Source organism: Arthrobacter globiformis, from assembly GCF_003261175.1.
In the GTDB taxonomy this organism is placed as follows: Bacteria; Actinomycetota; Actinomycetes; order Actinomycetales; family Micrococcaceae; genus Arthrobacter; species Arthrobacter globiformis_A.
On the sequence record NZ_QLNP01000034.1, the window covers coordinates 64,474 to 87,786 of the forward strand.

General features: G+C 68.2%; 25 protein-coding genes. 7 read left to right on the top strand and 18 right to left on the bottom strand.

Annotated features, from left to right (window positions below; genetic code table 11):
• Positions 1-9: 9 nt before the first annotated feature.
• The gene (locus DBZ45_RS02905; RefSeq protein ID WP_111902464.1) at positions 10-1,248 is read right to left on the bottom strand and encodes a glycoside hydrolase family 76 protein; all 1,239 of its coding nucleotides are present in this window, start codon (positions 1,246-1,248) and stop codon (positions 10-12) included.
• Positions 1,249-1,452: 204 nt separating this feature from the next.
• On the opposite strand from DBZ45_RS02905, the gene DBZ45_RS02910 reads away from it, so the two are divergent.
• Together DBZ45_RS02910 and DBZ45_RS02915 are read left to right on the top strand one after the other, a co-directional pair.
• Positions 1,453-2,283 carry an SDR family NAD(P)-dependent oxidoreductase gene (locus DBZ45_RS02910; RefSeq protein WP_111902465.1) on the top strand — a complete coding sequence of 277 codons (831 nt, stop codon included), beginning with the start codon at positions 1,453-1,455 and terminating at the stop codon, positions 2,281-2,283.
• A 77-nt stretch (positions 2,284-2,360) separates the two neighbouring features.
• Complete coding sequence (locus DBZ45_RS02915) at positions 2,361-3,548, top strand: acyl-CoA dehydrogenase family protein (protein ID WP_111902499.1); 1,188 nt, start codon at positions 2,361-2,363, stop codon at positions 3,546-3,548.
• A 114-nt stretch (positions 3,549-3,662) separates the two neighbouring features.
• Here DBZ45_RS02915 and DBZ45_RS02920 read toward each other — a convergent pair whose 3' ends face one another.
• Entirely contained in the window at positions 3,663-4,481 is an 819-nt protein-coding gene (locus DBZ45_RS02920; protein WP_111902466.1) for a DUF1684 domain-containing protein, read from the bottom strand.
• Between the two features lie 76 nt (positions 4,482-4,557).
• On the opposite strand from DBZ45_RS02920, the gene DBZ45_RS02925 reads away from it, so the two are divergent.
• A complete protein-coding gene (locus DBZ45_RS02925; protein ID WP_111902467.1) occupies positions 4,558-4,890 on the top strand; it encodes a hypothetical protein in 333 nt (110 codons plus the stop codon).
• A 115-nt stretch (positions 4,891-5,005) separates the two neighbouring features.
• The gene (gene ppc / locus DBZ45_RS02930; RefSeq protein WP_111902468.1) at positions 5,006-7,816 is read left to right on the top strand and encodes a phosphoenolpyruvate carboxylase; all 2,811 of its coding nucleotides are present in this window, start codon (positions 5,006-5,008) and stop codon (positions 7,814-7,816) included.
• 167 nt (positions 7,817-7,983) lie between these two features.
• Here the strand turns inward: ppc and DBZ45_RS02935 are convergent, their stop codons facing one another.
• From DBZ45_RS02935 to DBZ45_RS02945, 3 genes are read right to left on the bottom strand one after another with little or no spacing between them, the layout of a single operon-like run.
• Positions 7,984-8,742 (bottom strand): ABC transporter ATP-binding protein, encoded by a 759-nt coding sequence (locus DBZ45_RS02935; RefSeq protein ID WP_111902469.1) that lies wholly within the window; start codon positions 8,740-8,742, stop codon positions 7,984-7,986.
• On the bottom strand, positions 8,735-9,802 hold the full coding sequence (locus DBZ45_RS02940; protein ID WP_111902470.1) for a FecCD family ABC transporter permease: 1,068 nt from the start codon (positions 9,800-9,802) through the stop codon (positions 8,735-8,737). The genes DBZ45_RS02935 and DBZ45_RS02940 overlap by 8 nt, the downstream gene beginning before the upstream one ends.
• On the bottom strand, positions 9,795-10,928 hold the full coding sequence (locus DBZ45_RS02945) for an ABC transporter substrate-binding protein (RefSeq protein ID WP_111902471.1): 1,134 nt from the start codon (positions 10,926-10,928) through the stop codon (positions 9,795-9,797). The genes DBZ45_RS02940 and DBZ45_RS02945 overlap by 8 nt, the downstream gene beginning before the upstream one ends.
• A gap of 202 nt (positions 10,929-11,130) precedes the next feature.
• On the opposite strand from DBZ45_RS02945, the gene DBZ45_RS02950 reads away from it, so the two are divergent.
• On the top strand, positions 11,131-11,904 hold the full coding sequence (locus tag DBZ45_RS02950) for a DUF6390 family protein (RefSeq protein WP_111902472.1): 774 nt from the start codon (positions 11,131-11,133) through the stop codon (positions 11,902-11,904).
• Between the two features lie 68 nt (positions 11,905-11,972).
• On the opposite strand, the gene DBZ45_RS02955 is transcribed toward DBZ45_RS02950, so the two are convergent.
• The 12 genes from DBZ45_RS02955 to DBZ45_RS03005 all read right to left on the bottom strand — a co-directional run bounded on the left by DBZ45_RS02955 (position 11,973) and on the right by DBZ45_RS03005 (position 21,445).
• The gene (locus tag DBZ45_RS02955) at positions 11,973-12,347 is read right to left on the bottom strand and encodes a hypothetical protein (RefSeq protein ID WP_111902473.1); all 375 of its coding nucleotides are present in this window, start codon (positions 12,345-12,347) and stop codon (positions 11,973-11,975) included.
• Positions 12,325-12,630 (bottom strand): HypC/HybG/HupF family hydrogenase formation chaperone, encoded by a 306-nt coding sequence (locus DBZ45_RS02960; protein ID WP_111902474.1) that lies wholly within the window; start codon positions 12,628-12,630, stop codon positions 12,325-12,327. The genes DBZ45_RS02955 and DBZ45_RS02960 overlap by 23 nt, the downstream gene beginning before the upstream one ends.
• 14 nt (positions 12,631-12,644) lie before the next feature.
• On the bottom strand, positions 12,645-13,154 hold the full coding sequence (locus DBZ45_RS02965; RefSeq protein ID WP_223256891.1) for a hydrogenase maturation protease: 510 nt from the start codon (positions 13,152-13,154) through the stop codon (positions 12,645-12,647).
• Positions 13,151-13,270, bottom strand: coding sequence for a DUF6893 family small protein (locus DBZ45_RS23760; RefSeq protein ID WP_373427236.1), 120 nt, complete (start codon positions 13,268-13,270; stop codon positions 13,151-13,153). The genes DBZ45_RS02965 and DBZ45_RS23760 overlap by 4 nt, the downstream gene beginning before the upstream one ends.
• A complete protein-coding gene (locus tag DBZ45_RS02970) occupies positions 13,267-14,694 on the bottom strand; it encodes a hypothetical protein (RefSeq protein WP_111902476.1) in 1,428 nt (475 codons plus the stop codon). Before DBZ45_RS02970 ends, DBZ45_RS23760 begins: the two co-directional genes overlap by 4 nt.
• Positions 14,691-15,344 (bottom strand): DUF6084 family protein, encoded by a 654-nt coding sequence (locus DBZ45_RS02975; RefSeq protein ID WP_111902477.1) that lies wholly within the window; start codon positions 15,342-15,344, stop codon positions 14,691-14,693. Before DBZ45_RS02975 ends, DBZ45_RS02970 begins: the two co-directional genes overlap by 4 nt.
• Entirely contained in the window at positions 15,341-15,973 is a 633-nt protein-coding gene (locus DBZ45_RS02980) for a DUF5947 family protein (protein ID WP_262982841.1), read from the bottom strand. The genes DBZ45_RS02975 and DBZ45_RS02980 overlap by 4 nt, the downstream gene beginning before the upstream one ends.
• Before the next feature lie 133 nt (positions 15,974-16,106).
• Positions 16,107-17,309: a NifU family protein gene (locus DBZ45_RS02985; RefSeq protein WP_223256892.1), complete on the bottom strand. Its 1,203-nt coding sequence runs from the start codon at positions 17,307-17,309 to the stop codon at positions 16,107-16,109.
• 3 nt (positions 17,310-17,312) lie between these two features.
• Positions 17,313-19,106 carry a nickel-dependent hydrogenase large subunit gene (locus DBZ45_RS02990; protein ID WP_111902479.1) on the bottom strand — a complete coding sequence of 598 codons (1,794 nt, stop codon included), beginning with the start codon at positions 19,104-19,106 and terminating at the stop codon, positions 17,313-17,315.
• A gap of 28 nt (positions 19,107-19,134) precedes the next feature.
• Positions 19,135-20,193: a hydrogenase expression protein HypE gene (locus tag DBZ45_RS02995; protein ID WP_111902480.1), complete on the bottom strand. Its 1,059-nt coding sequence runs from the start codon at positions 20,191-20,193 to the stop codon at positions 19,135-19,137.
• Between the two features lie 31 nt (positions 20,194-20,224).
• Positions 20,225-21,112 carry a hydrogenase nickel incorporation protein HypB gene (gene hypB / locus DBZ45_RS03000; protein ID WP_111902481.1) on the bottom strand — a complete coding sequence of 296 codons (888 nt, stop codon included), beginning with the start codon at positions 21,110-21,112 and terminating at the stop codon, positions 20,225-20,227.
• A gap of 3 nt (positions 21,113-21,115) precedes the next feature.
• The gene (locus DBZ45_RS03005; protein ID WP_111902482.1) at positions 21,116-21,445 is read right to left on the bottom strand and encodes a hydrogenase maturation nickel metallochaperone HypA/HybF; all 330 of its coding nucleotides are present in this window, start codon (positions 21,443-21,445) and stop codon (positions 21,116-21,118) included.
• 188 nt (positions 21,446-21,633) lie between these two features.
• On the opposite strand from DBZ45_RS03005, the gene DBZ45_RS03010 reads away from it, so the two are divergent.
• Positions 21,634-21,939 carry a hypothetical protein gene (locus DBZ45_RS03010; RefSeq protein ID WP_111902483.1) on the top strand — a complete coding sequence of 102 codons (306 nt, stop codon included), beginning with the start codon at positions 21,634-21,636 and terminating at the stop codon, positions 21,937-21,939.
• A gap of 34 nt (positions 21,940-21,973) precedes the next feature.
• Here DBZ45_RS03010 and DBZ45_RS03015 read toward each other — a convergent pair whose 3' ends face one another.
• Positions 21,974-22,603: a DedA family protein gene (locus tag DBZ45_RS03015; RefSeq protein WP_111902500.1), complete on the bottom strand. Its 630-nt coding sequence runs from the start codon at positions 22,601-22,603 to the stop codon at positions 21,974-21,976.
• Between the two features lie 150 nt (positions 22,604-22,753).
• Here DBZ45_RS03015 and DBZ45_RS03020 point away from each other — a divergent pair, with 150 nt between their 5' ends.
• Positions 22,754-23,293, top strand: coding sequence for an O-acetyl-ADP-ribose deacetylase (locus DBZ45_RS03020; protein WP_111902484.1), 540 nt, complete (start codon positions 22,754-22,756; stop codon positions 23,291-23,293).
• Positions 23,294-23,313: the final 20 nt, after the last annotated feature.

Here is a 23,313-nt window from a genome sequence, read left to right on the forward strand (position 1 = left end):
TTGCGTATCCTAATTGGCACCCGACCCCGAGCCCGCTGCCACTGACGCCGCCGCCTCCAGTGCCATCCAGGCCTGCAGCTGGGTGGAAAGTTCGACGGCGGTGCCCGGGGGATAAGTGTCGCCCGCCGGCCGCCGGGGTTCGAAGGAGAACACCGGTTCGCCGGCCCGGCCGTGCCGGGCCAGCCGTTCGCCTGTCGCGATCAGCCGGCGGCCGGCCCAGAGGGCCCCGGCCGTGCCGGTGACCAGCCCTGCTGCTGTGGTCCGGACGTCCAGCGGCAGGCGCTGGTCGTTGGCGGCCAGCGCCAGGTAGCGGGTGAGGATGCCGGTGAACAGTCCGCCGTCGCCGGTGCCGTCGCACCGGAGGACCAGGCTGGGCGCGCCGGTGACGCTGCCGGCGTTGCCTGGCAGGGTGAGGTGCTCCGCCACTGCGCGCACAACGGTGGATGCGCGTTCCAGATTGGCGGGCCCGCCGAGCTCCAGCAGGGCGCCGAGGACGGGTCCCTGGTTGTAGGTGTAGATCGCCTCCTCCAGCACGGTCTCCCCGGTGCTGCGGATCCGGATGCCGTCCAGGTAGAGCCCGCGGGCGGAGTCGAACAGCCGCGCATCCAGCCAGTCGAGCAGCGCCTGCGCCTTGGCGGTGTTGCCTGTGCGTGCATAGTAGAGCGCCACCGGTGCCGTGGCCGGGGTGTTCTTGAAGTCCCGCTTGGTGCTCCAGAACGTACCGCCGCCGAGGTCGTCGGTGGAGGCCGAGTCGAACTGCAGCGTCAGGCTCTTGCGGATCCTCTCCTGGCGCCGGGGGCTGGGACGCCGGCTCTCCTCGGCGAGCCGCTCCAAGCGGAGTGTGGACAGGGCCAGCCAGGCCATGTCGTCGTAGTAATGATTAACGAACGTCAGGAAATTCCGCAGCCGGATGCCGGTGACCAGCCGCGAGGCGAGCTGGCCAGCGCTGGGGCGGGCGGCGCCGTCGAACTTTTCCGGCGGCCGCCCCGCCCTCCCGAGTTCGCGAAAACCCGCGTCCACGAGGCAGTCCAGGTAATGCGCCTGCCACCAGTAGTGCCACGGGCGGCGGAGGTTCTCGATGCGGCCGGAGGGGCGGGCGGTGGCTGCGATGTGCGTCCCGGGCAGGAAAAACAGGCGCTGGCCGAACAGGTGCGTTACCGACCGCGCGGCCTCATTGGCCCGCTCTGCCCAAGCGGTTGCGGGGTCGGGGATGGCCTCTGGGGCGGCATTAGCGTCTGGCTGGATCATTCGGCCAGCCTAGCGAACCGCCCGCCGGCGACCCGCGCGAGCGTGACGAACCGCCGGCCTGGCAACCCGCCAGCGTGGCGAGCGGTCATCCTAAAAGCGGGTGGCGCGGGTGCATCCGCCGCCCGTTTCAGTTAACATTCACTAACTAACGTTCGCGGCCGGGATCCGGATCCGCATCGACCTGTTCCGCATCAAGGAGGATGTATGGAAATCGAGGGTTCCGTCGCGCTCATCACGGGCGGTGCATCCGGTCTGGGTGCCGCCACGGCCCGGCGACTGTTTGACGCCGGCGCCTCTGTGGTTCTCGCCGACCTCGGCACCTCGGCCGGCGCCGCGTACGCCGACGAGCTGAATGCGGCCGGCCCGCAGAACCTTGCGGGCGCCGCTTCAGGCCGCGAGGTGGCAGCCCCCAAAGCGGTCTTCGTTCCCGCAGACGTGACCAGCGAGGAACAGGTGCAGGCCGCTGTGGACGCCGCCGTCGGGATGGGACCCCTGCGGGTCGTGGTGAACTGCGCCGGAATCGCCACGCCGGGCAAGGTGCTGGGGCGCGACGGCGTGCTGCCGCTGGAAACCTTCCAGCGCGTCATCCAGATCAACCTGGTGGGGACCTTCAACGTGGTCCGGCTGGCCGCCGCCGCGATGGCCGCCACCGAGCCTGCCGTCACCGAGCTCGGCGGACAGGAACGCGGCGTTATCATCAACACCGCCTCGGTTGCCGCGTTCGACGGGCAGATCGGCCAGCCCGCCTACGCTGCATCCAAGGGCGGCGTGGCCGCCATGACCCTGCCTCTGGCCCGCGAACTGGCCCGGTCCCTCATCCGTGTGGTGACCATCGCACCCGGGATTTTCGAGACCCCGATGATGGCCGGACTGCCGCAGGAGGCGCAGGAGTCACTGGGCCGGCAGGTGCCGCATCCGTCCCGCCTGGGCCGGCCGGCTGAGTATGCAAACCTCGCCGCGCACGTCGTGGAGAATGCCATGCTCAATGGCGAAACCATCCGCCTCGACGGCGCCATCCGGATGGGCCCGAAGTGACCGGCGCCGGACTTCCCTCCACCGATGTGACCGGCACGGGAGTGGGCGGGGCCAAGCAGGCGACGCCCGCCGTCGACATCGATACCCTGCCCACCGCCGACTTTTTCGCCTACGAGTCCCTGCTCAGCGCTTCCGAACAGCGGAAACTGAGCGAACTGCGGGAGTTCCTGGCCGCGGAGATCGCGCCGTTTGCCGGGGACTGGTGGAACAAGGCCGAATTTCCGGCGCATATCCTCCCCAAGCTGGCCGCCCTGAAGCTGAGCACCCCCGCCCAGCGCGGCTACAGCCACCTGTTCGCCGGGCTGGTGATTGCGGAGATGACGCGCGTGGACACGTCGGTCGCCACGTTTTTCCTGGTCCACCACGACCTCTTCGTCGAGTCGCTCTACCGGTTCGGCTCCGAGGACCAGCGCAGCCGGTACCTCGACGACGCCTCGAACCTGAGGACCACGGGTGCGTTTGCCCTGACCGAACCGGATCACGGCTCCGACGTCGCCGGCGGCATGGAGACGCGGGCGCGCCGGATATCGGGCCGTACGGGAGAGACCGACGGCGGTGGGGACTGCTGGGTGCTCAACGGCGCCAAGCGGTGGATCGGCAACGGGACGTTCTGCGACTACATGCTGGTGTGGGCGCGGGACGAGGCTGACGGGGCGGTCCGCGGCTTCATCGTGGACGCCAGCCTGCCCGGAGTGAGCCGCAGCCGGATCGAGAACAAGATCGCGCTGCGCACCGTGCAGAACGCCGACATCGTTTTCGACAACGTGCGGGTTGCCGAGGCAGACCGATTTGCGGGCATCAGCAGTTTCGAGGACACCAACGAACTGCTCCGCGGCTCACGCATTATGGTCGCGTGGCAGGCCGTGGGGCAGCAGCTGGCGGCGTTCGACGTCGCCCGGCAGTACGCCGTCGAACGCCAGCAGTTCGGCCGTCCGCTGGCGAGGTTCCAGCTCATCCAGCACCAGCTGGTGTCCATGCTGGGCAACGCCGTGGCGAGCATGGGCATGATGGCCCGGATCGCGCAGCTGCAGGAGCAGGGTGCCGGGATGGCCCAGGTGGCGCTGGCCAAGTCGTACACGTCGGCGAGGATGCGCGAAACCGTGGCGATGGGCCGGTCCATTCTGGGCGGCAATGGCATCGTCACGGATTACCGGATGGCCAAGATTTTCGCCGACGCCGAGGCCATCTACACCTACGAGGGCTCGTACGAGATCAACACGCTGATCGTAGGCCGCGCAGTCACAGGCGTCTCCGCGATCGTCTAGGTGGCTTCATTCCCCGGCCCGGCTCCTGCGCGAACTGGCAGCTAATGCCCGCAAATCTCCGTTTTGAGGGCGTTACCTGCCAGTTCGCGCCCAGGACGGCGGCCTGCGGAGTGCCTAGGAGCCGGGCTGCTTTTCGCCGGCTTCGATCCGCGCGTCCAGGCTGTTGTTCCGCACCGGCATCGGGCACGTGCCGTAGGGCGTGAAGGCGCTGGGGTAGTTGATGGCGCGGTTGAAGTCCAGGACCACGGAGCCGTCCGGCCGCGGGCGCGCGGTGGACACCTTCCGCCATTCGTCCGTCGTTTCGCCGTTCGTCTCGTCATGGAACGTGACTGTCAGGGCCCCGAGCTTCTCCTCCTCGGCATGGAGCCGGTACTCGTGGTCCTTGCCGGGCAGCCGGAACACCAGTTCGCCGACGCTGCGGTGCACCCCGTCCACCAGCGGATTGGCGGTGGAAATGGGCACGTCCACGGGTTCCGGGTAGGCCTCGAACCTGGCCTCCACGGCGAGGTCGGGCCGGTAATCGAAGGTGGGCACGCCGTCGAACTCGGTGAACACCGGCGACGCGGAATCCCGGGTGCGGACCGCGTATCTGTCCGCACGCATAGCCAGCTCCACCACAACCCGCCGGCCGTCCGCGTCGCCGAACTGCACCCACATGAGCGACTCCTCATTGGCGAGCCGCGCAGTGACGGTCCCGTCCACCGGCTCCCCGGTCTCCACGAGCGTCAGCCCGTCGGACGCCGCGGCGGTGAGCGTCGCCGTCGTGCCGTCCGCTGACCACAGTCCAGGGACGAGGTCGACGGCGGCGGGCTGGCCTTCCAGCCACTGGAATGATGTGAGGGTGAGCCAGCCGTGTTCGGCCGCGAGTGCGGTGTTGCGGCCTTTGCGGAAGCGGAGCCAGCGCTCCAGCTGGGCGTCTGCTGCGGTGCTCATGTGTCCTCCAACGGTGTATGCCAATTTGGCCAGCTTAGGGGTCAAACCGGGGCCGCGTCAGGCGTAGCCTTGGGGTATGGCCTTGGACGCTGTTCTGACGGTGCTGGTTTGCGTTGCCATCGTGTTGGCGCTGACCCTCGCGGGGATGGCTGTGCAGAAGCGGGGGGTCGATCCGAAAGGTGCCGCGGGAACGCTGGGAAGCGCCCTGGCAGGGTTTGATCCGGCCACCGGCACCCCGACGCATTCGGAGGCGCTGGCGGCGCGGGAGGAACAGAAACGAAAGCGGCATGAAGCGCCCAGCGCGGGTCCCGGACCGGAGGCGAACGGTCCGTATTCGGGCCGGATCCGGTTGCCCGCGGCCCCTCTACAGCCACCGGCCGTTCCGGTTCAAGGACCCGACAGCATCTGAGACATATTCCCGGGCTTCGGCCGGCTGCGGGTAACATCCCATAGGAACAGTAACCGGGCTCACAGTATCCAGCGCAGTGTACGAGCCAAAGTCGAACACTCGAAAGATAGTTTCCATGGCTGACACTGCAATGAATTCAGAAACAGATCTCGCCGCCGAACTCCGCGCCGACGTACGCCGAGTCTCCACCCTGCTGGGCGAATCCCTGGTCCGCCAGCACGGCCCCGAGCTCCTCGACCTGGTGGAGCAGGTGCGCCTGCTCACCAAGGAATCCAAGGAGGCCGCCCGCGGCGGAGCGGAGGCCACCGGCCCCTGGAGCGCGCACGACGTCGTGGCCCAGGTCCGCGAGCTGCTCGCCTCCCTGCCGCTCGAGCAGGCGACCGACCTGGTCCGGGCCTTCGCCTTCTACTTCCACCTCGCCAACGCCGCCGAACAGGTCCACCGGGTCCGCGGGCTGCGCACCAGGCAGGAGAAGGACGGCTGGCTGGCCAAGGCCGTCGAGGACATCGCGGGGCAGGCCGGTCCAGCGGTGCTGCAGGAAGTGGTCAACGAGCTGGATGTGCGCCCGATCTTCACCGCGCACCCCACCGAGGCGTCCCGCCGCTCGGTGCTGGACAAGATCCGCAAGCTCTCGGACGTGCTGGCCCAGCCCACCGAGGAGGGCACCAGCGCCCGGCGCCGGCAGGACCGCCAGCTGTCCGAAATGATCGACCAGATGTGGCAGACGGACGAGCTGCGCCAGGTCCGGCCCACTCCCGTGGACGAGGCCCGCAACGCCATCTACTACCTCGACAGCATCCTGACCGATGCGCTGCCGGAGATGCTGACGGATTTCTCCGAACTCCTCGACGAACACGGCGTCACACTGCCGGCCCAGAATGCTCCGATCCGCTTCGGCTCCTGGATCGGCGGTGACCGCGACGGCAACCCCAACGTCACCGCCGCCGTCACGCACGAGATCCTGCAGCTGCAGAACCAGCATGCGGTGCGGATCAGCATCGCCATGATCGACGAACTCATCTCCGTCCTGTCCAACTCCACCGCCCTCGCCGGCGCCGACCAGGCGCTCCTCGATTCGATCGACGCCGACCTCGCGAAGCTGCCCGGCCTGGACCGCCGCATCCTGGAACTCAATGCCCAGGAGCCCTACCGGCTGAAGCTGACCTGCATCAAGGCCAAGCTCATCAACACCGGCAAGCGGGTGGCCGCAGGGTCCAGGCACCAGCCGGGGCGTGACTACACCTCCACCGAGGAGCTCATCGCCGAACTCGAACTGCTGGAACTGTCCCTGCGCAACCACTCGGCGTCCCTTGCCGCGGACGGCGCGCTGGCACGTGTCCGCCGCGCCATCGCCTCCTTCGGCCTCCACCTGGCCACCCTCGACATCCGCGAGCACGCCGACCACCACCACGACGCCGTCGGTCAGCTCATGGACCGCCTCGGCGGTCCCGGCATCCGCTATGCAGAACTGACCCGGGGCGAGCGCCTCGAGGTCCTGAGCGCCGAGCTCGCCTCCCGCCGTCCGCTCTCCGGCCACCCGATTAAGCTCGACGGCGCCGCTGACGGCACGTACGACGTCTTCCGTGAGATCCGCCGCGCCCTGCGCACATACGGCCCGGACGTCATCGAGACCTACATCATCTCCATGACGCGCGGCGCCGACGATGTCCTGGCTGCCGCGGTGCTGGCGCGAGAGGCCGGCCTGGTCAGCATCTTCGGCGACGCCCCGTACGCCAAGATCGGCTTCGCGCCGCTGCTGGAGACCGTCGAGGAACTGCGCGCCTCGGCGGAGATCGTGGACCAGCTGCTGTCCGACCCGTCCTACCGTGAGCTGGTCCGGCTCCGCGGGGATGTCCAGGAGGTCATGCTCGGCTACTCGGACTCCAACAAGGAATCCGGCGTGATGACCAGCCAGTGGGAAATCCACAAGACCCAGCGGAAGCTGCGCGACATCGCTTCCAAGCACGGCGTCCGCGTGCGCCTGTTCCACGGCCGCGGTGGTTCCGTGGGCCGCGGCGGCGGACCCACCTACGACGCCATCATGGCGCAGCCGAACGGCGTCCTCGAAGGCGAAATCAAGTTCACCGAACAGGGCGAGGTCATCTCGGACAAGTACTCCCTGCCGGAACTTGCCCGGGAAAACCTGGAGCTGTCCCTCGCCGCCGTGCTGCAGGGATCGGCGCTGCACCGCACGCCGCGCACCTCGGACGACCAGCGCGAGCGGTTCGGGCATGTCATGGAGACCATTTCCGACGCCGCGTTCGCCCGTTATCGCAGCCTCATCGACCACCCCGACCTGCCGGCCTACTTCCTGGCCTCGACGCCGGTGGAGCAGCTCGGTTCGCTGAACATTGGTTCCCGCCCGTCCAAGCGCCCGGATTCCGGAGCCGGGCTCGGCGGCCTGCGTGCCATCCCGTGGGTGTTCGGGTGGACCCAGTCACGGCAGATCGTGCCGGGCTGGTTCGGCGTCGGCTCCGGGCTGAAAGCGGCACGGGAAGCCGGGAACTCGGCCCAGCTCGTGGAGATGATGCACGGCTGGCACTTCTTCCGCTCGGTGCTGTCCAACGTGGAGATGACCCTCGCCAAGACGGACATGGAGATCGCCGGATACTACGTTGACACCCTGGTCCCGGCGGAACTGCACCATCTTTTCCGCACCATCCGCGAGGAGTATGAACTCACCGTCTCCGAGATCCAGAACCTCACCGGCGAAAACCTGCTGCTGGACGCCCAGCCCACACTCAAGCGGTCCCTGGAAATCCGCGACCAGTACCTCGACCCGATCAGCTACCTCCAGGTGGAACTGCTCCGCCGCGTGCGGGCGGAAGGTGCCAGCATGGCCGCGGGCGAGATCGACGAGCGCCTGCAGCGGGCCATGCTCATCACCGTCAACGGTGTGGCAGCAGGCCTCCGCAACACCGGGTAGCCCGGACGCCCTCTCTCCTTTCGCCGGTTTTCCCAAACGCTCTCTCACTTTTGACCGGTTTTTCCCGGACGCTCTCGCACCGAAAAAGTTCGGTGCGACAGCGTTTGCGTTTGGGCGGCAGCACGTGAGCCAGCGTCGATGGAATTGCTGCGGAAAGTGAGAGAGGGTCAGCTGCCGTAGTGCACCACGATGGTCCGGCGGGGCGTCGTGCTGGGGACACCGTCGCCGTCGTCGGAATAGGCCACGGTGCTCACGCGCACACCATAGAGGGCTGAGAGTTCGGCGTCGGTCAGGAGTTCCGCCGCGTGTCCGGTCCGCACACCCGAGCGACCCAACAGGACCACCCGGTCGGCCAGGTGCAGGGCGTGGTCTGGATGGTGGGTGCTCAGGAGCAGGGCCATCCCGTCGGCCATCAGTTCCCGCAGCAGCGTCAGGACGCGTGCCTGGTTCTTGAGGTCCAGGCCGGTGGCGGGTTCGTCCAGCACTAGGATTGGCGAACCGGCGGCGATGGCCCGGGCGATCAGTATAAGCTGCTGCTCGCCTCCGCTGAGGGTGGGGAAACGCCGGTCCCGCAGCCCTGCAGCGCCCACCCGCTCCATCGCGTCCAGAGCTGCGTCGTGGTCGGATGGCCCGGGCGTCCGGAACACGCCAACGTGCCGCGCCCGCCCCATCAGGACCATGTCCAGCGCCCGGTAGGCAAAGGCGCTGCCGTGGGCCTGCGGGACGTAGCCGGCGCTCTCACTCCGCCGGACCGTTCCCTCCTGCGGGTCCAGCAACCCGGCGGCACAGCGCACCAGCGTGGTCTTGCCGCTGCCGTTGGGGCCCAAGACGGCGGTGGCGGTCCCCGGCGGCACCCGGAAGCTGACGCCGCGGAACACCCAGTCGCGGGGCGAGTAGCCGAAGCCCACGGCGTCGAGTTCAAGCACTGTCCCAGACCCTCTCCCGGTTCCGGCGCAGGAGCAGGAAGAACACGGGCGCGCCGATCAGGGCCGTGAGGACCCCGAGCGGGATCTCCCCGGCGGTGGCGGTGCGGGCGATGGTGTCCACCAAAACGATGTAGGCGCCGCCCAGCAGGAAGGACACCGGTAGAAGGACACGGTGGTCCGGCCCCACCCACATCCGGGCAAGGTGCGGGATCACCAGGCCGACCCAGCTCACGGCGCCGCTGACCGCCACTGCGCCGGCCACAATCAGCGCCACCGCAACGAGCACCACCCACCGGAGCGGACGCGGGCGCACACCCAGGGCGGCCGCGTCCTCGTCGCCGAGGGACAGCACGTTGATCCGCCAGCGCAGGGCAACGAGGACGGCGGCCCCGCCAAGGACTGGGATCAGGGCCACCGCCACTTTGGCGAAGGTTGCCGTGGATACGCTGCCCAGCAGCCAGAAGACGATGGCGGGCAGCGTGGTGTTGGGGTCCGCAATGTAGGTCACCAGGGCCACCAGCGCCGAGAAGAACGATCCCGTGACCACGCCGCCGAGCACAATCATGAGCATCGGCGTCCCGGCGCGGCCCGAGGTGATCAGGAACAGGGTCCCGAGTGCCAGCAGCCCGCACACAAATGAGCCGCCCACCAGGAGGAGCGGACCCAGCCCGAGCAGCAGCGCCAGGGCACCGCCGAAGGACGCGCCGGCGGACACACCGATGATCTCGGGGCTGACCAGGGGATTGCGGAAAATGGCCTGCAGCGCTGCGCCGCCGATCGCCAGGCCGCCGCCCACCAGCAACGCCAGCAGGACCCGGGGCAGCCGGACCAGCAGCACCACATTCTGTTCAGTGCCGCTGGCCTGGACCTGAACCGGCGCGAGTTGGGTGGCCAGGATCTGGACCACGTGGTCCAGCGGCACGCTGTACCGCCCCACCGCCAGTGCCAGCAGCGCCACGGCGGCAAGGAAGCAGGCAGTTAAGGCGATGGGAACGACGACGGCGGGTTCCCGCCGTCGCTCTCCCGCCTCCCGTTTCCCAAGCGTTTGTTCATCAAGCATTGAACTGCCGGTAGTTGGCGGACTGCCCGTTCTCCGCGGTCCAGAGAATCTTGTCCAGTTCAGTCTTCGTGAGCTCGTGGTTGTACAGGAACCTGAAGTATTCGGAGGCCTTGCTCCGCACCGCCGACCTCTGCTGCGGGAAGGCGATGTCGCCCAACCAGTGCCACATCAGCGCCGACTCCTGCCCGGGCGGATCCCAGCGGTAGCCGCCCAGCGGAACTTTGTACACGCGCTTCGAGCGGACCGCGGCCACGTTCTGCCACACGGGGTCCGAGTAGATGTCCTGCGGCATGGCGGCGTCGAAGTTGCCCAGCAGGATGACCTCGGGGTCCCAGCGCAGGACCTGCTCGATGTCCACGCCCACCATCCCGGAACCGGTCAGCGGGTCCTTGCCGGTTGGCGGGTTGGAGCCGCCCACCAGCTTGATGTAGTAGTCGTTGTAGCTGTTGGCGCCGGCGACCTTGAGACCGCCGGTGAAGCGGTTGAAGTACAGGATGCTCGGCCCTTTGGAAGACCGCCCGGCCGCCAGGGACTTGACCTCGGCAAGCTCCCGGTCGCTCCGGGTCTTGAGCTCGGTGGCACGTTCGGGCTTGCCGAGCATGGCGGCGAACATGGTGACCCAGGCGTCCACGTCCTCCTGAGTACCGGAGTTTTTCAGCCCCAGAACCTGAAGCCCCGCCTTCTCCAGGGGCTCGATGAGTGGCGCGTCCGACCATTGGACCACCACGTCCGGGTTGAGGGCCCGGATGCTCTCAGCGTTGGCGGTGAAGTCCTGGGTGGCGATGTCGTGCGGCAGGTCCAGGGCGGCGGGAAACATGGAGCCCATGATGCCGTCGCGCATGGCCACCCAGGACGCGTTGTGCATGGCCGCGAGATGGTCGGCGCTGCGGTCGACGGCGACCAGCAGGGACGCCGACGGCATCGGGATAGTCACCACCCGGGCCACCGGCCGGTCAAAGGACAGGGTCTTGCCGCGCTGGTCGGTGAGGCTGATGCTGTTGGTGCTGCCCGCAGGGGACGACGGCGGGGCGGTGCCGGATGCGCCGCATCCGGCCAGCAGGGCGGCGGAGCCGCCCGCAACGAACACCTGTAGGGCGGCGCGGCGGTTTAGGTCTGCAGCTGTCATCGTTGACTCCCTGCGCGTGGGTCTTCACAGCATCCGCTCCAGGGCCAGGGCTGTCAACGCTTTCTCCTGCGTTCGGCGACGTGCCGGTCCAGCTGCCCGGACCCGCCGGCCCGCGGCCGGTCCCTTGTCGGCGCCATGTCCTCTTGTCCGGGTCAGGGCCCGGTGTTACTTTCAGAGGACGCTCGCAGAAGGTGGCCACGGGATGGTTATCGATGGTGCCCAGTTGTTCGTCCGCTATGCTTATCCGCCCAATTCACGGGGCAGTTGCGGCCCACCGGACAGCGACGCCCTGCTGCACTACGGGCAGTCCGGTGTCACGGACCAGGGGCTCCGCGAACTTGCCAAGGGCTTTGCCGGCGCGTGGCCCTACCTCGAACTGATCGCCGGATCGCATGGCATCGCCGATCCGCTGGACGCCCGCGTGGTGGAGGCCTACTGGGTGGGCAACAGCCTCCTGGATACAGTCGGCATCACGAACCTGGGCAATTCCATGGAGGACAGGTTCCGGGCGCGCACCGGCCGGCAGTTCCCGCATCTGGTGGAAGGCGTGCTGGCGGGCGGGGTCCCGCACCACAGTTTCCACGTGTTCGAAATTTACCCGTGGCTGGGCCTGCTCCGCGATGAACGCCGGCACGCCACCGCGCTGAACGTGCTGGACAGGTGCCGGATCCGCTGGGGGCAGGTGCTCGCGATCTCCGGGGACGACGCCGTGGTGCGGTCCCGGCCGCTGGTCTGGGACGGCACAGCCCTGGACGTCGGCGAACCCGTGGTGGAATCAGCCAAATTTGCCGTGAACGGGACCGGCTTCGTGGCCGGGCTGGCCGTAGGCGACGTCGTCTCACTGCACTGGGACTGGGTGTGCGACCGCCTCTCCACCCACCAGCTGCAGCAGCTCAAGCACTTTACGGCGCGGCATCTCCGGATTGCCAACAGCGGCGTCGAACACCGCGGCGCAGCCATAGCGCTCGAACACTAGCGCCGGGCAGCAGCGCCCGGCCACCAGCCCTGCGAGCAGCAAAAGCGGCACGCTACGGTGACTGTGGCCTACGGTGACTGCGGCGCGGCACCGTCGGAATGCTTGGGGGTCTTGACGGCCGTCGCATCGCGGGCGGACGACTCGCCGGTTGGCCGGCCGGCAGGCGAATCATCGGTTCCTGTGTGCTCGCGTCCCGGTTCGGTGCCCTCCTTCTTGATGACGTCCTCGCCCCTGCGGGTGGTGCTGACGCCGACGCCAGCCGGAGCGGGTGCCGCGTCTTCAGGGGTTTCGTCGGCTCCGGGCTGGGCGGGTTCCTTCAGCGGCGGTTCGCTGCCGAAGGCCCGGGCTGTCCCTGGGGCGGTGCCTTCTGCCGCGCCCTTTTCGGTTTCCTGGGCGGTGCCCGTTTCGTCGCCGGCGGGGTCAGGCTGGTTCGTGGGTGACATGCTGCTCTCCTTGTGGTGGTTGTGCCGGCTGGGATCCGGGTCCGGTGACCGCCGGGCGGCCCATCAGCTCCAGTCCGTCCATGGCCTGTTCCGCGCCCGCGGCGTCCACGCGTTCCAGCGCGAAGCCCATGTGGATCAGGACCCAGGTGCCGGGTTCCAGGGGGCCCTCATCCAGCAGCCCGATGTTGATCTTCCGCTGCACTCCGGCCACATCGACGAGTGCGAGCTGGCCGCCGTACCCCTCGAGGAGTTCAACGACCCTGCCGGGTATTCCAAGGCACATGTACAGACACCGCCCTACTTCAAAGTGGAGAACCGGTTTGGAGTGGAAGAGTGCCGGCCGAGCAGGGACACGACGGCGGCGGCTGCCTCGGGCACCGCAGCGGCCACCGCTGGCGAGAGGCCGATGCCTTCGGTCAGGTCTGCGGGGACACAGCCCACCACGTACGTGGCCGGGAGGCTCCCGCCCATGGATCGAAGCCGGCCCAGCACGGCCGCCGGGTCCATGCCGTGGGGATCGAGCATGGCCCGGCCATCCACGTCAGCCGCGCTGACCTGGAGCACGCGGATGCTGCCCGGGGCCGAGTTCCCGTCCGCCGGGACCGTGTCCACGAGGACCAGGAGGTCGACGCCGGCGAGGAGATCGTAGGCCAGGTGCATGCCGCGGATGCCGTAGTCCACGACGCGGACGCCGGGGGCCAGCGGCTGCTGCGGATGGCCGGCGAGGTGCCGTGCCACCTCGGGGCCGAAGCCGTCGTCGTGCAGGAACAGGTTCCCGACGCCGGCCACGAGGACGCCGCCGGTCACATCCGCCGCACTTTCATGTACCGCCGGATGTCCGGAACTGCCCGGATCCCGACGTAGATGCCCCAGAGGGCCATCGCTGCCAGCACTGAAACAGTGGCCATTCCTATTGCCTTCATTGCGGGTTTTCCTTTCCCTCCAGCGGCTCCAGTTCGTCCGGCGCATAGTAGAAGGACCGGCCGTAGCCCTCGTGGAGGTCGGCCGCCGGATCCTGCTCGAGGACGAGTCCGACGTGGGTGCTGCCGTCGACGTCGAAGTGCACGCTGGTGACCCGCCCGGTCTGTCCGCCGAAGAACAGGTCCTGGGCGTCGGCGCGCCGGTTCGGGTGCACACGCACCCGGCTGCCGCGCGCCACTGCCACGCCGTCGATCACGACGGCGTCCTGGTCCGGCCGGACACGGGCCTCCGCCTCCGGATTCCACCATGGAACGTCGTGGCTGGCCGTGCTCCACGATTCGGCGGCGGCGGTTCCGGCGGCGGTGTCATCGGGATCCGCGGCGAAAGCGTGCGGGTTCCGCAGGGCGCCGTGCAGCTGCTGGAGATCTTCCGGTGACATCGCCTCACAGCGGTCGATGACGGCGGCGCCCCGCGGGTCCGTCGCCCGTGCCTCGGCCTTTTCCTCGTCGGTCAGCGTCAGCACCCGCAGGGTGAGGATCTCGTCGATTTCGGTGGAGTCGTACAGCGCCACCGAACTTTCCGGGGCGACGGCGGGATGGTCGTAGAGAATGATGGGCGAGACCAGCAGCACGTCGGTCTGGCCTTCGGGGCCGGCCAGCACCGGCCAGCAGCGGTGCTGGGAACACCGCCCGGCCGCTGGCTGTGCCCAAGCTGGCGGGTCCAGCAGCGAGACGAAATCCCCGTCCCGCACGCCGAGCAGCACGTGGGCCCCGATGAAGGAGACCGCGGTGGCGTCCTGCCGGTTCCCGGCCGGCAGGGGATGGGACGGCAGGGGACCGCCCGACAGCGGATGGGCAGTGTTGGCCGCGGTGACGGTGAGCCGCAGCAGCCCGCCGGACTCTTCGGCGGCGGTCAGCCGCAGTTCGCCGTGGAGAGCACGACGGCGGCGCACCAGCCGGCCGGCCGGCCTCCCGGCGTCGTCCCTGAGCTCCTCGACGTCGAGTCCCTCCGGTACCTCCACGGGCAGGACCTGTCCGGCCCGGAGCTGGGCCACGGAGAACGGCCCGAACGCAATTTCCTGTTCGACGGCCTCGTCCCAGCTCAGCCAGTTCGCACCGCCCACGGTGAGGCTGTCCACGGGAGTAAACCCGCCGCCGTCGCCCGCTTTTTCTGCCGTGCGCGTCTGCAGCTGCAGGAAGCGGAAGTGGATTTCAAGCCCGGCCTCGGGGCCGGGGGCAAGCAGGCAGTCGGCGCTCAGGGACGGTTCCTCCCCGCTGCCGTCCTCCGCGGCGCCCGGCGGACCCAGGATCCCGAACTGCCAGCGGATCTGGTTCTTCTGGGCGGAGGCGCGGTAGGGGTAGAGCAGGTAGCCCTCGTAGAGGACGGCGTCGGCGACGGCACGGGCAAGGGCCAGGCTGGTGTTCATGGCCGTTCTCCGGACACATCGGCCGTGGCCTGGGCGAGCAGCGTCTCCACCGCGGCTTCCCACGACGTGAGGCCCGCGGCGGACTTGTACCGGGCGAGTGCTGCCAGGACGTCGCGGTCCAGGCGGATCCATCCGGCGTTGGGGAAGTACTGGTCCATCAGGCTGCGCCAGGCGGTGACCGGCAGCTCATACGACGCTTCGAGGTCCCACGGCACCTGTTCCACGCTGAACCCGGTCTGCCCTTTAGTGAACACGGTGCCGGAGAACAGCAGCTCCAGCGGTATCTCGCCATCGCGTAGGGCATGCAGGTATTTGGCGGCGGCCACGTCGAAATCAAAGGTGCAGGGCAGTGGGAGGTCCGCCTCGGTGCTGCCCGTGAAACCCTGCACCATGGCGCTGCACTGCATCCAGACGAACGACTTGAGCGTGGTGGGCCAGCGGCCGCGGCCGCCGAAGAGGTCCAGCAGGCCTGTCTCCTCCTCCGGCCCGTAGCCGCGGCGCTGCGGCAGGATCCGGACCTGGCAGCGGAGCGCCACTGCGTGCACGGTGGCACCGGTGCTTTCCGTCACCTGCAACCTGGCCGTCATTTGCGGGGCGGCGGCGTAGGGTTCGGGCCGGATCTCCAGCACGGCGAAGGAAAGCTCCGTCACCGGAAGCCTCCCGCGCCGGACCCCGTACTGTCGGATGCTTCGCGACCCGATGCGGCGCTCGCGGATGCCGGGCTGGCGGAATCTGCCGGCGCCGGAACGCTGCGCCGGGAGATCCGGTCGAAGAAGGCGGCGAGCTCATCGCGCGCCTCCTGGCCGCCGTCGAACCCCCGCCAGAGGCGGCGGAGCCGGCCCACCAGTTCGTAGCAGGCGTCCACCGGAACGAGGTGGCAGTCCGCTGCGGCCCTGCCCGGGCCGCGGATCAGCAGCGCCTCGGTGTCCGGCGCCGCGAGGCCGAGGGCCGGGTTGCGGGCCAGCACGGCGTCCCAGGCGGCGAGGGGCAGTTCCGATTCGGTGGCCCCGGCCGGGCCCGGGTAGAACGCCACCGTGCGGCCGAGTTTGGAACTGTGGAAGAAGAACGCCAGGCCCACCGGAATTTCCAGTTCGTCCCACTGCCCAGGGCCGAGATCGAAGCCGGGGAAGGAGAGGTATCTGTCCGGCACCGAGCGGTAGCGCATATGGGCCGTCGCATCGGTGAAGAGGAGGTAGCAGGGCCGGCAGGTGCACATCATCGCGTGGCTCCCCAAGTCCACCACGTGCTGGTGTGCATCGGAAATCGGTTCGCCGCACATTTCGCAGCATTCCCCGGCGGCGGGAGCAGGCCGGTTCGCCGAAATTCGCCGCAGTAAGGCCACCGGCAAGGTGCCGTTGGCCTGGCCGCTTTCCGGGCCGCGCCCTGTACCTCCTCCGTTCTCCATGTTCATCTCAGCGGTCCTGTCCGCCGGCTGCCTGTAGTTCAGGGGCCATACCGGGTGCCGGCGTCGAGGTGGGCACGGCTGCCTCAGCCGCAGGTGCCGACTGCACGGACTCCGCTGCTGGCACGGCCGCCTCAGCCGCAGGTACCGACTGCACGGACACCGCCGCCGGGACGGGTTCCAGCCGGGCCGGTGTCACCAGCGGGATTGCCTGCACCGGCGTCACGGCTGCCGGGGCTGCCGGTGCCGGGGATACCGGCAACGGCCCGGACTGCACGGACACCGTCGGGACCGCCACGGACATCACTCCGCTCCGGACCAGCAGGGGAAGCGGCTCCAGGTGCAGGTCCTTGTCCTCGAGGCAGGTGCCCGCCCGCCGCACATCAAAGTGGCCGCGGCAGGTGGGGCAGGTGAGCAGGCCTCCGCCAACCGGTGCCGCGAGGGCGCGCTGGAGGACGGCGCCGGCCATCGAGCCTGTGCAGCGGGGGCAGTAGTCGCGGTACGCGTAGATGTCCTGCCCGGTGCGGCAGGCCAGCACCGCGTAGCCGCCGACCAGGAAGCCTGCCACCTCGCCGGGTTCGAGCCCGGCGATCTCCGGAACCGGTTCCCACGTGCCGCCGGACATGTCGTGCCAGGATTCTGCGGGCGTGCCGCCCGCCGGATTGTTCACCCGGACCAGCAACGAGTCCACCGGAATCAGCGCCGGGGCGCCCGGCTGTTTTTCCGCTTCGACGACGTCGATGGCCGCCACCTCGGGGGCGGCGTTCTGGATGGCCTCCTCGACGGCGTACTTGAGGGTGACGGACGACGACGGGCACCCCTGGCAGGTGCCGAGCAGCTTGAGCCGCACCACGCCGTCGGGACTGATGCCTTCGAGCTCCACGTCGCCGCCGTGGGAGCCAAGGTAGGGCCGGACACTGTCCAGCGCCGCGGCCACCCGTGCCTCCAGTGAATGGGGGTGCAGCCCGTGGATCACCAGGAGGCCGGCCACCAGATTGTCAGCGGTCAGCGCTTCCAGAGTGACGTCGTCGAGCTTTCCATGGGCCTGCAGGATCTCCATGATCCGCTGCAGTCCCGCGCCGTAAAGGTCTGTCACCTGCCGGACCAGGTCCTCGGCACGGCCGCGGGCCACCGCCCCGCCGGCGCCGAGGGCGTCAAGGAGTGTGCCTATTTGGTCGCCGCTTTGCAGCGCCGGCCGGTCCCCGCCGAGCATGGCCTACTCGCCGGTCAGGGTCTGGGTGGGGGAGTGGAGCATGTCCAGCGTCTGCCCGTTGCCCAGGTACATGTGGACACCGCAGGGCAGGCAGGGATCGAAGCTGCGGACGGTCCGCATGATGTCGATTCCCTTGAAGTGCTCCCGGTCGTTCTCCTCAAAGATCGGCTGCCCCTGGACCGCGTCCTCGTAGGGGCCGGAAACGCCGTTGGAGTCGGTGGGGCTGGCATTCCAGGGGGTGGGCGGGTAAGGGTGGTAGTTGGCGATCTTGCCGTCGCGGATCACCATGTGGTGGGACAGGACGCCGCGGACCGCCTCGGTGAAGCCGCAGCCGATGCCTTCATCCGGGACCTCGAAGGTTTCCCACGTCTTGGTGCGGCCGGCCCGGATTTCCTCGAGGGCCTTTTCCGCGAAGTGCAGCGCAGCAGCCGCGGCGTAGGCCTGGAAGTAGGTGCGGGCGCGGTTGCGTTCGAGCGTATTGCTCCACTGCGGGATGTTCCACTCGAAGGTGACGGGTCCCTTCAGAGCAGTCTTGGGCAGGTTGATCTGGACGCTCCTGCCGGTGGCCTTGAGGTAGCCGATGTCCACGAGTCCGGCGAGCGCGGTGGCCCAGAGCCGTGCGAGCGGGCCGCCGCCGGTATCCAGGGCCAGGTTGTCCTGGCCGTCGAACCAGCGCGGGGACATGACCCAGCTGTACTTGTCCGAGAGGTCGCGCTTCTGCGGCCGCGGGTTGGTGTGCTGGTTCCACGGGTGCCTGCGGTCCACCGGGTTCCCCAGCGGATCGTGGGTGACGAACATTTCCTGGTCCTCCCAGTCCTCGTAGTACGAGGAGCCGAGCATGATCCGCAGGCCCAGGTTGATGCGCACCAGGTCGGTGGTGACCAGTTTGCCGTCCACCACCACGCCCGGGGTGACGAACATCTTCCGGCCCCACTCGGTCATGTCCTTGTATTCGAAGTTGCAGTAGTCCGGGTCCTGCAGCGACCCCCAGCAGCCCAGCAGCGTCCGCCGGAGCCCCACCTGCTCATAGCCCGGCAGTGCCTCGTAGAAGAAGTCGAACAGGTCGTCGTGCATCGGAACGACCTTCTTCATGAACTCGACGTAGCGCATGAGCCGGGTGAGGTAGTCCGTCATCAGTTGGATCGTGGCCACCGTCCCCACACCGCCCGGATAGAGCGTGGAGGGGTGCACGTGGCGGCCCTCCATCAGGCAGAACATCTCACGGGTGGCCCGGCTAACCTGCAGGGCCTCCCGGTAGAACTCGCCGGTGAAGGGGTTCAGCGAGCGCATGATGTCGGCGATGGTCCGGTAGCCGTGGTCGGACTCATGGGGTGCCCGGGTGTTTTCCGCCTTGGCGAGGACGCCGGGGTTGGTTTCGGAGACCATCTTTTCGCAGTAGTCCACGCCAACGAGGTTTTCCTGGAAGATGTTGTGGTCGAACATGTACTCGGCGGCTTCGCCCAGGTTGACGATCCATTCCCCAAGGTTCGGGGGCTTGACGCCGTAGGCCATGTTTTGCGTATAGCAGGAGCAGGTGGCGTGGTTGTCGCCGCAGATCCCGCAGATGCGGCTGGTGATGAAGTGGGCGTCCCTCGGGTCCTTGCCTTTCATGAAGAGGGAGTAGCCGCGGAAGATCGAGGAGGTGCTCTTGCATTCCACGACCTGGTTGTTCTCGAAGTCGATCTTTGTGTAGATGCCGAGGCTGCCGACGATCCTGGTGATGGGATCCCAGTTCATTTCCACCAGGTTGTCGTTACCCGTTCCGCTTCCGGAACCCATGGGAATTGTGGACGTCATTGTCTTCGCCTGTCTGGAATTGGGTGGGTTACCAGGTGCGCCGGGCCCCGGTGAGGAGCTCGGGTCCGGGCCGGCGCCACTTGGGCTCCTGGTCCAGGGTGTGCGTCGTGATGCCCCGCAAGGTCCGGATGGCGGAGCCGTAGGGCCGGATGGTGCTGGTGGAAAACCTGCCGCCGGGAGGCTCGTCCATGAAGGGCATGAACTTGTCAGGGAAGCCGGGCATGGTGCAGCCGATGCAGATGCCGCCGACGTTGGGGCAGCCGCCAATGCCGTTCATCCAGCCGCGCTTGGGCACGTTGCACTTCACCACCGGGCCCCAGCAGCCGAGCTTGACGATGCACTTGGGGGAGCCGTACTCGCTGGCGAAGTCGCCCTGCTCGTAGTAGCCGGCCCGGTCGCAGCCCTCGTGGACCGTCTTGCCGAACAGCCAGGTGGGTCGCAGTGCCTCATCCAGCGGAATCATCGGTGCCTGGCCGGTGGCCTGGTAGAGCAGGTACGTCATGGTTTCGGAGAGGTTGTCTGGCTGGATCGGGCATCCTGGCAAACACACGATGGGGATGCCGGCCTTGGACTTCCAGTCGTAGCCGAGGTAGTCCGGCACGCCCATGGCGCCGGTCGGATTGCCGGCCATGGCGTGGATGCCGCCGTAGGTTGCGCAGGTTCCGGCGGCGATGATCGCGGTGGCCTTGGGTGCCAGACGGTCCAGCCACTCGCTGGTGGTGATGGGCTGGCCGGTCTCGAGGTCATTGCCGAACCCGCACCAGTAGCCGCCGGGGTCGTGGAGTTTTTCGTTGGGAATGGATCCCTCGACCACCAGCACGAACGGTTCAAGTTCGCCCCGGTCCGCCTTGCGGAACCATTCCAGGAAATCGTCGGCCCCTTCCTGCGGGCCGCATTCGAAGTCGATCAGCGGCCAGTGCATGGCGATCTTCGGCAGGCCGGGCAGCGACCCGAGGGCAATTTCCTCGACGCTCGGCTGGGTGGCCGCGGTCAGGGCGACCGAGTCGCCGTCACAACTGAGCCCTGCGTTGATCCACAGCACGTGGATAAGGGCTTCTTCGGCCTTGAGGGAAGTTTCCGTAGGCATCGTTGCCTCTTTCAGTGCCCCTGCTGGGGTTTCAGTGTGCTTCTGTCAGGGAAGCGGTCAAGGGAACTGACCGCTTCCCTGAGGTGGGCGCCGCCGCTTGGGAGGTGGCGCCGTCGAGCCAGCCGTACCAGGCGGCGAGGCCTTCGCCGGTGGCGGCGGACAGGGTGAGGAATTCGGCCCGCGGATTGATCTGCCGGATCCGGCGCAGGCATAGGTCGACGTCGAAGTCGACGTAGGGAAGCAGGTCCGATTTGTTGACGATCACGAGGTCGGCTGCCATGAACATGTGCGGGTATTTCTGGGGTTTGTCATCACCTTCCGTTACCGAGACGATCACCACCTTGGCCGTTTCGCCGAGGTCAAAAAGCGCGGGGCAGACGAGGTTGCCCACATTTTCAATGAAGACCGTGGAGCCCGGCTCTGGCGACAGCGCATCGAGGCCGTGCCGCAGCATGTCGGCGTCGAGATGGCAGCCGGCTCCGGTATTGATCTGGATGACGGGGCGCCCGGTGGCGCGGATGCGGTCCGCGTCGAGGGACGTCTCCTGGTCCCCTTCGATGACACCTGCGTCCAGGCGCCCGCCGAGTTCGGTAAGCGTGCGGACCAGGAGGGTGGTCTTGCCGGCACCGGGTGAACTCATGACGTTGAAGGCGCGGACTCCGCGGCCGGCAAGCCAGCCGCGGTTCGTGGCGGCCAGCAGGTCGTTCTTGGCCAGCAGGTTCTGCTCGAGCACGACGGTTTCTGTGCCCGCTGCCGCATGGTGGTGCCCGTCGGCGTGCCCGTGCTCATGGGTGTACGTGCGCCCGTGCTCATCGGCATGACTGTGCAGGTGCCCCTGCCCGGGTGGTGTTTGCAGTTCTCCTGCGAGGTTTGAAATGCGGGTGCCGGCCTCGTCGCCGCAACCGCATGTTGTACACATGCCCTATGCCACCTCCACGGACATCAGCATCAGCTCGCGGCCGCTGAGGACTTCGACGTCCGCGCTTCCGCAAGGGCAAAGCAGAATGAGATCGCTCAGGGTGAATTCGTCCTGGCAGCTGCGGCACCGTCCGCGGCCCCGCGGTTCGTCGATCTGCAGCCGCGCGCCAGCCAGCGGAGTGCCGGCCGCTGCCACGTCAAAACAAAAACGCACGGCATCAGCCAGTACGCCGGAAAGGGGACCGATCTTTAGGTTGACCGCAGTGACCGTCCGTTCACCTGTGCGGTCCAGAACGGCGTCGACAAGGCCCTGCGTGATGGAGAGTTCGTGCATGATCGCGCCCCTTTTTGCCAAGATAGGCTCGCGCCAGAGAAAACGCAACCGTCCGAATATCCGCCCGCCATTCCCCGCTTCGAACGGACAGTTAGGGCCCTTCCGGGGCCGGACCTTGGGGCGTTAATTATCCGTTGGCGCTGCATCCAACGCGCCGTGCCTCTCGCGCCTGGCGCTAGTGTGGGAGGATGCCGTCGTTCCAGACCAGACTCAAGATCACCGGGCTGAAGCCGGGCAACCGTCCCGAGACCGTGATGGACACCGCCGTCGAGTCGCTCAGGTCCCGGCACCATGTGGAGTCGCACCAGCTGGAACTGGCCGGGGGCGTGCCGCAACTCAACCTGCGGTTCCTCGTGGAGCCGACCGAATACAACAGTGAGAACAGCGCGGCGCGGGAGTCGGCAGCCGTGATGCGCGACGCCGTCGAACGCGTTGCGCTGACAGGCTCGCTTGCGGTGCTTCGCCGCAGCCGCGGCCGCTGGGCGCCCGTTTAGGGCTTCGCCGCCCGGACCTTTGTTTGCCCCGACCCTAATGGTCCGGAGCGGGGGCACTGCCCGGCTCGTCCACGGGGGAGCGGTCGCCGCGGCGGCGCGTGACGATCAGACCCACGACGGCGCCAATCACCAGGCCAACGGCCACACCGATCAGCGAACTCGCCCAAAAGGGCAGCCCCGTTGCGGAGCCCGTGAAGAAGCCGAGGCCCACGAGCCACGTCGCCCACAGGACCGCTCCCAGGGCGGCGCACAGGCTGAAGCCCCGGGTGGAGACGTCGGCGATGCCTGCGGCGGCCGACGTCGCCAGCCGTCCTCCCGGGATAAAGCGGGCCCCGATGATGGTGCCGTAAGCGGAGGAGCGGCCCGCCTTGGCGATGGCCTCGTGGATGCCGCGGTGGATCTTCCGGCCCCACGTCCAGCGGTCCAGGATGTGGCTCAGCCGGCGCTTGAACAGCTGGAACACCACCACGTCACCCAGCCACGATGCGGAGGCGGACAGGAGGCCCACCAGGAACAGGTTTGCGCGTCCCTCGGCGGACAGGGCACCGCCCGTGATCAGGACCATCTCGGACGGGATGGGCGGAAAAATGGCATCGCCCAGGACGGCCGGAATGATCCAGAAGTAGATCGCCGTGCTCCAGGTGTCCGGGTTGCCGAAGTCCATTTGCACAACGTACCGCACCCGGAGCGGGAACGCGCTGGGCGGACGGCCACGGCAGGACTCCGGCAGCTGGCAGGACTCCGACACCCGGTCGAACTCCGACGCGTGGCGGACCCCTTCGCCGTGGCCGGTTGGCAATGCCACACTGGCTGCATGCGGATAGAGATCGTTGAGGGTGATATCACCGGACGGCCGGTGGACGCGGTGGTGAATGCCGCCAACTCTTCGTTGCTGGGTGGCGGGGGTGTGGACGGGGCGATCCATCGGGCGGCTGGGCCCGAGCTGCTGGCGGCCTGCCGCGAGCTGCGGGCAACGACGCTGCAGGACGGTCTGCCGGTGGGCGCTGCGGTGGCGACCCCAGGGTTCGGGCTGCCGGCGCGCTGGGTCATCCACACCGTCGGGCCCAACCGCCACGCCGGGCAGACAAACCCCGCGCTGCTCGCGTCCTGTTTCACCGAGAGCCTGCGGGTTGCCGAGGGCCTGGGTGTCCGGTCGCTGGCTTTTCCCGCGGTAGGCGCGGGGGTCTACGGCTGGGACGCCCGCCAGGTGGCGCAGGTGGCGTTCGACGCCGTCCGATCCTATGTCGCACGCTCTGAAGAAGGCGGAGAACAGGGCGTGGAGTTGGTGGAGTTCGTGCTTTTTGGCCCGGAAACCGTGGCGGACTTTCGGTATGTCCTTGAAGGTGCTCCCTAGCGGATGAGGTTCGGTGGGAC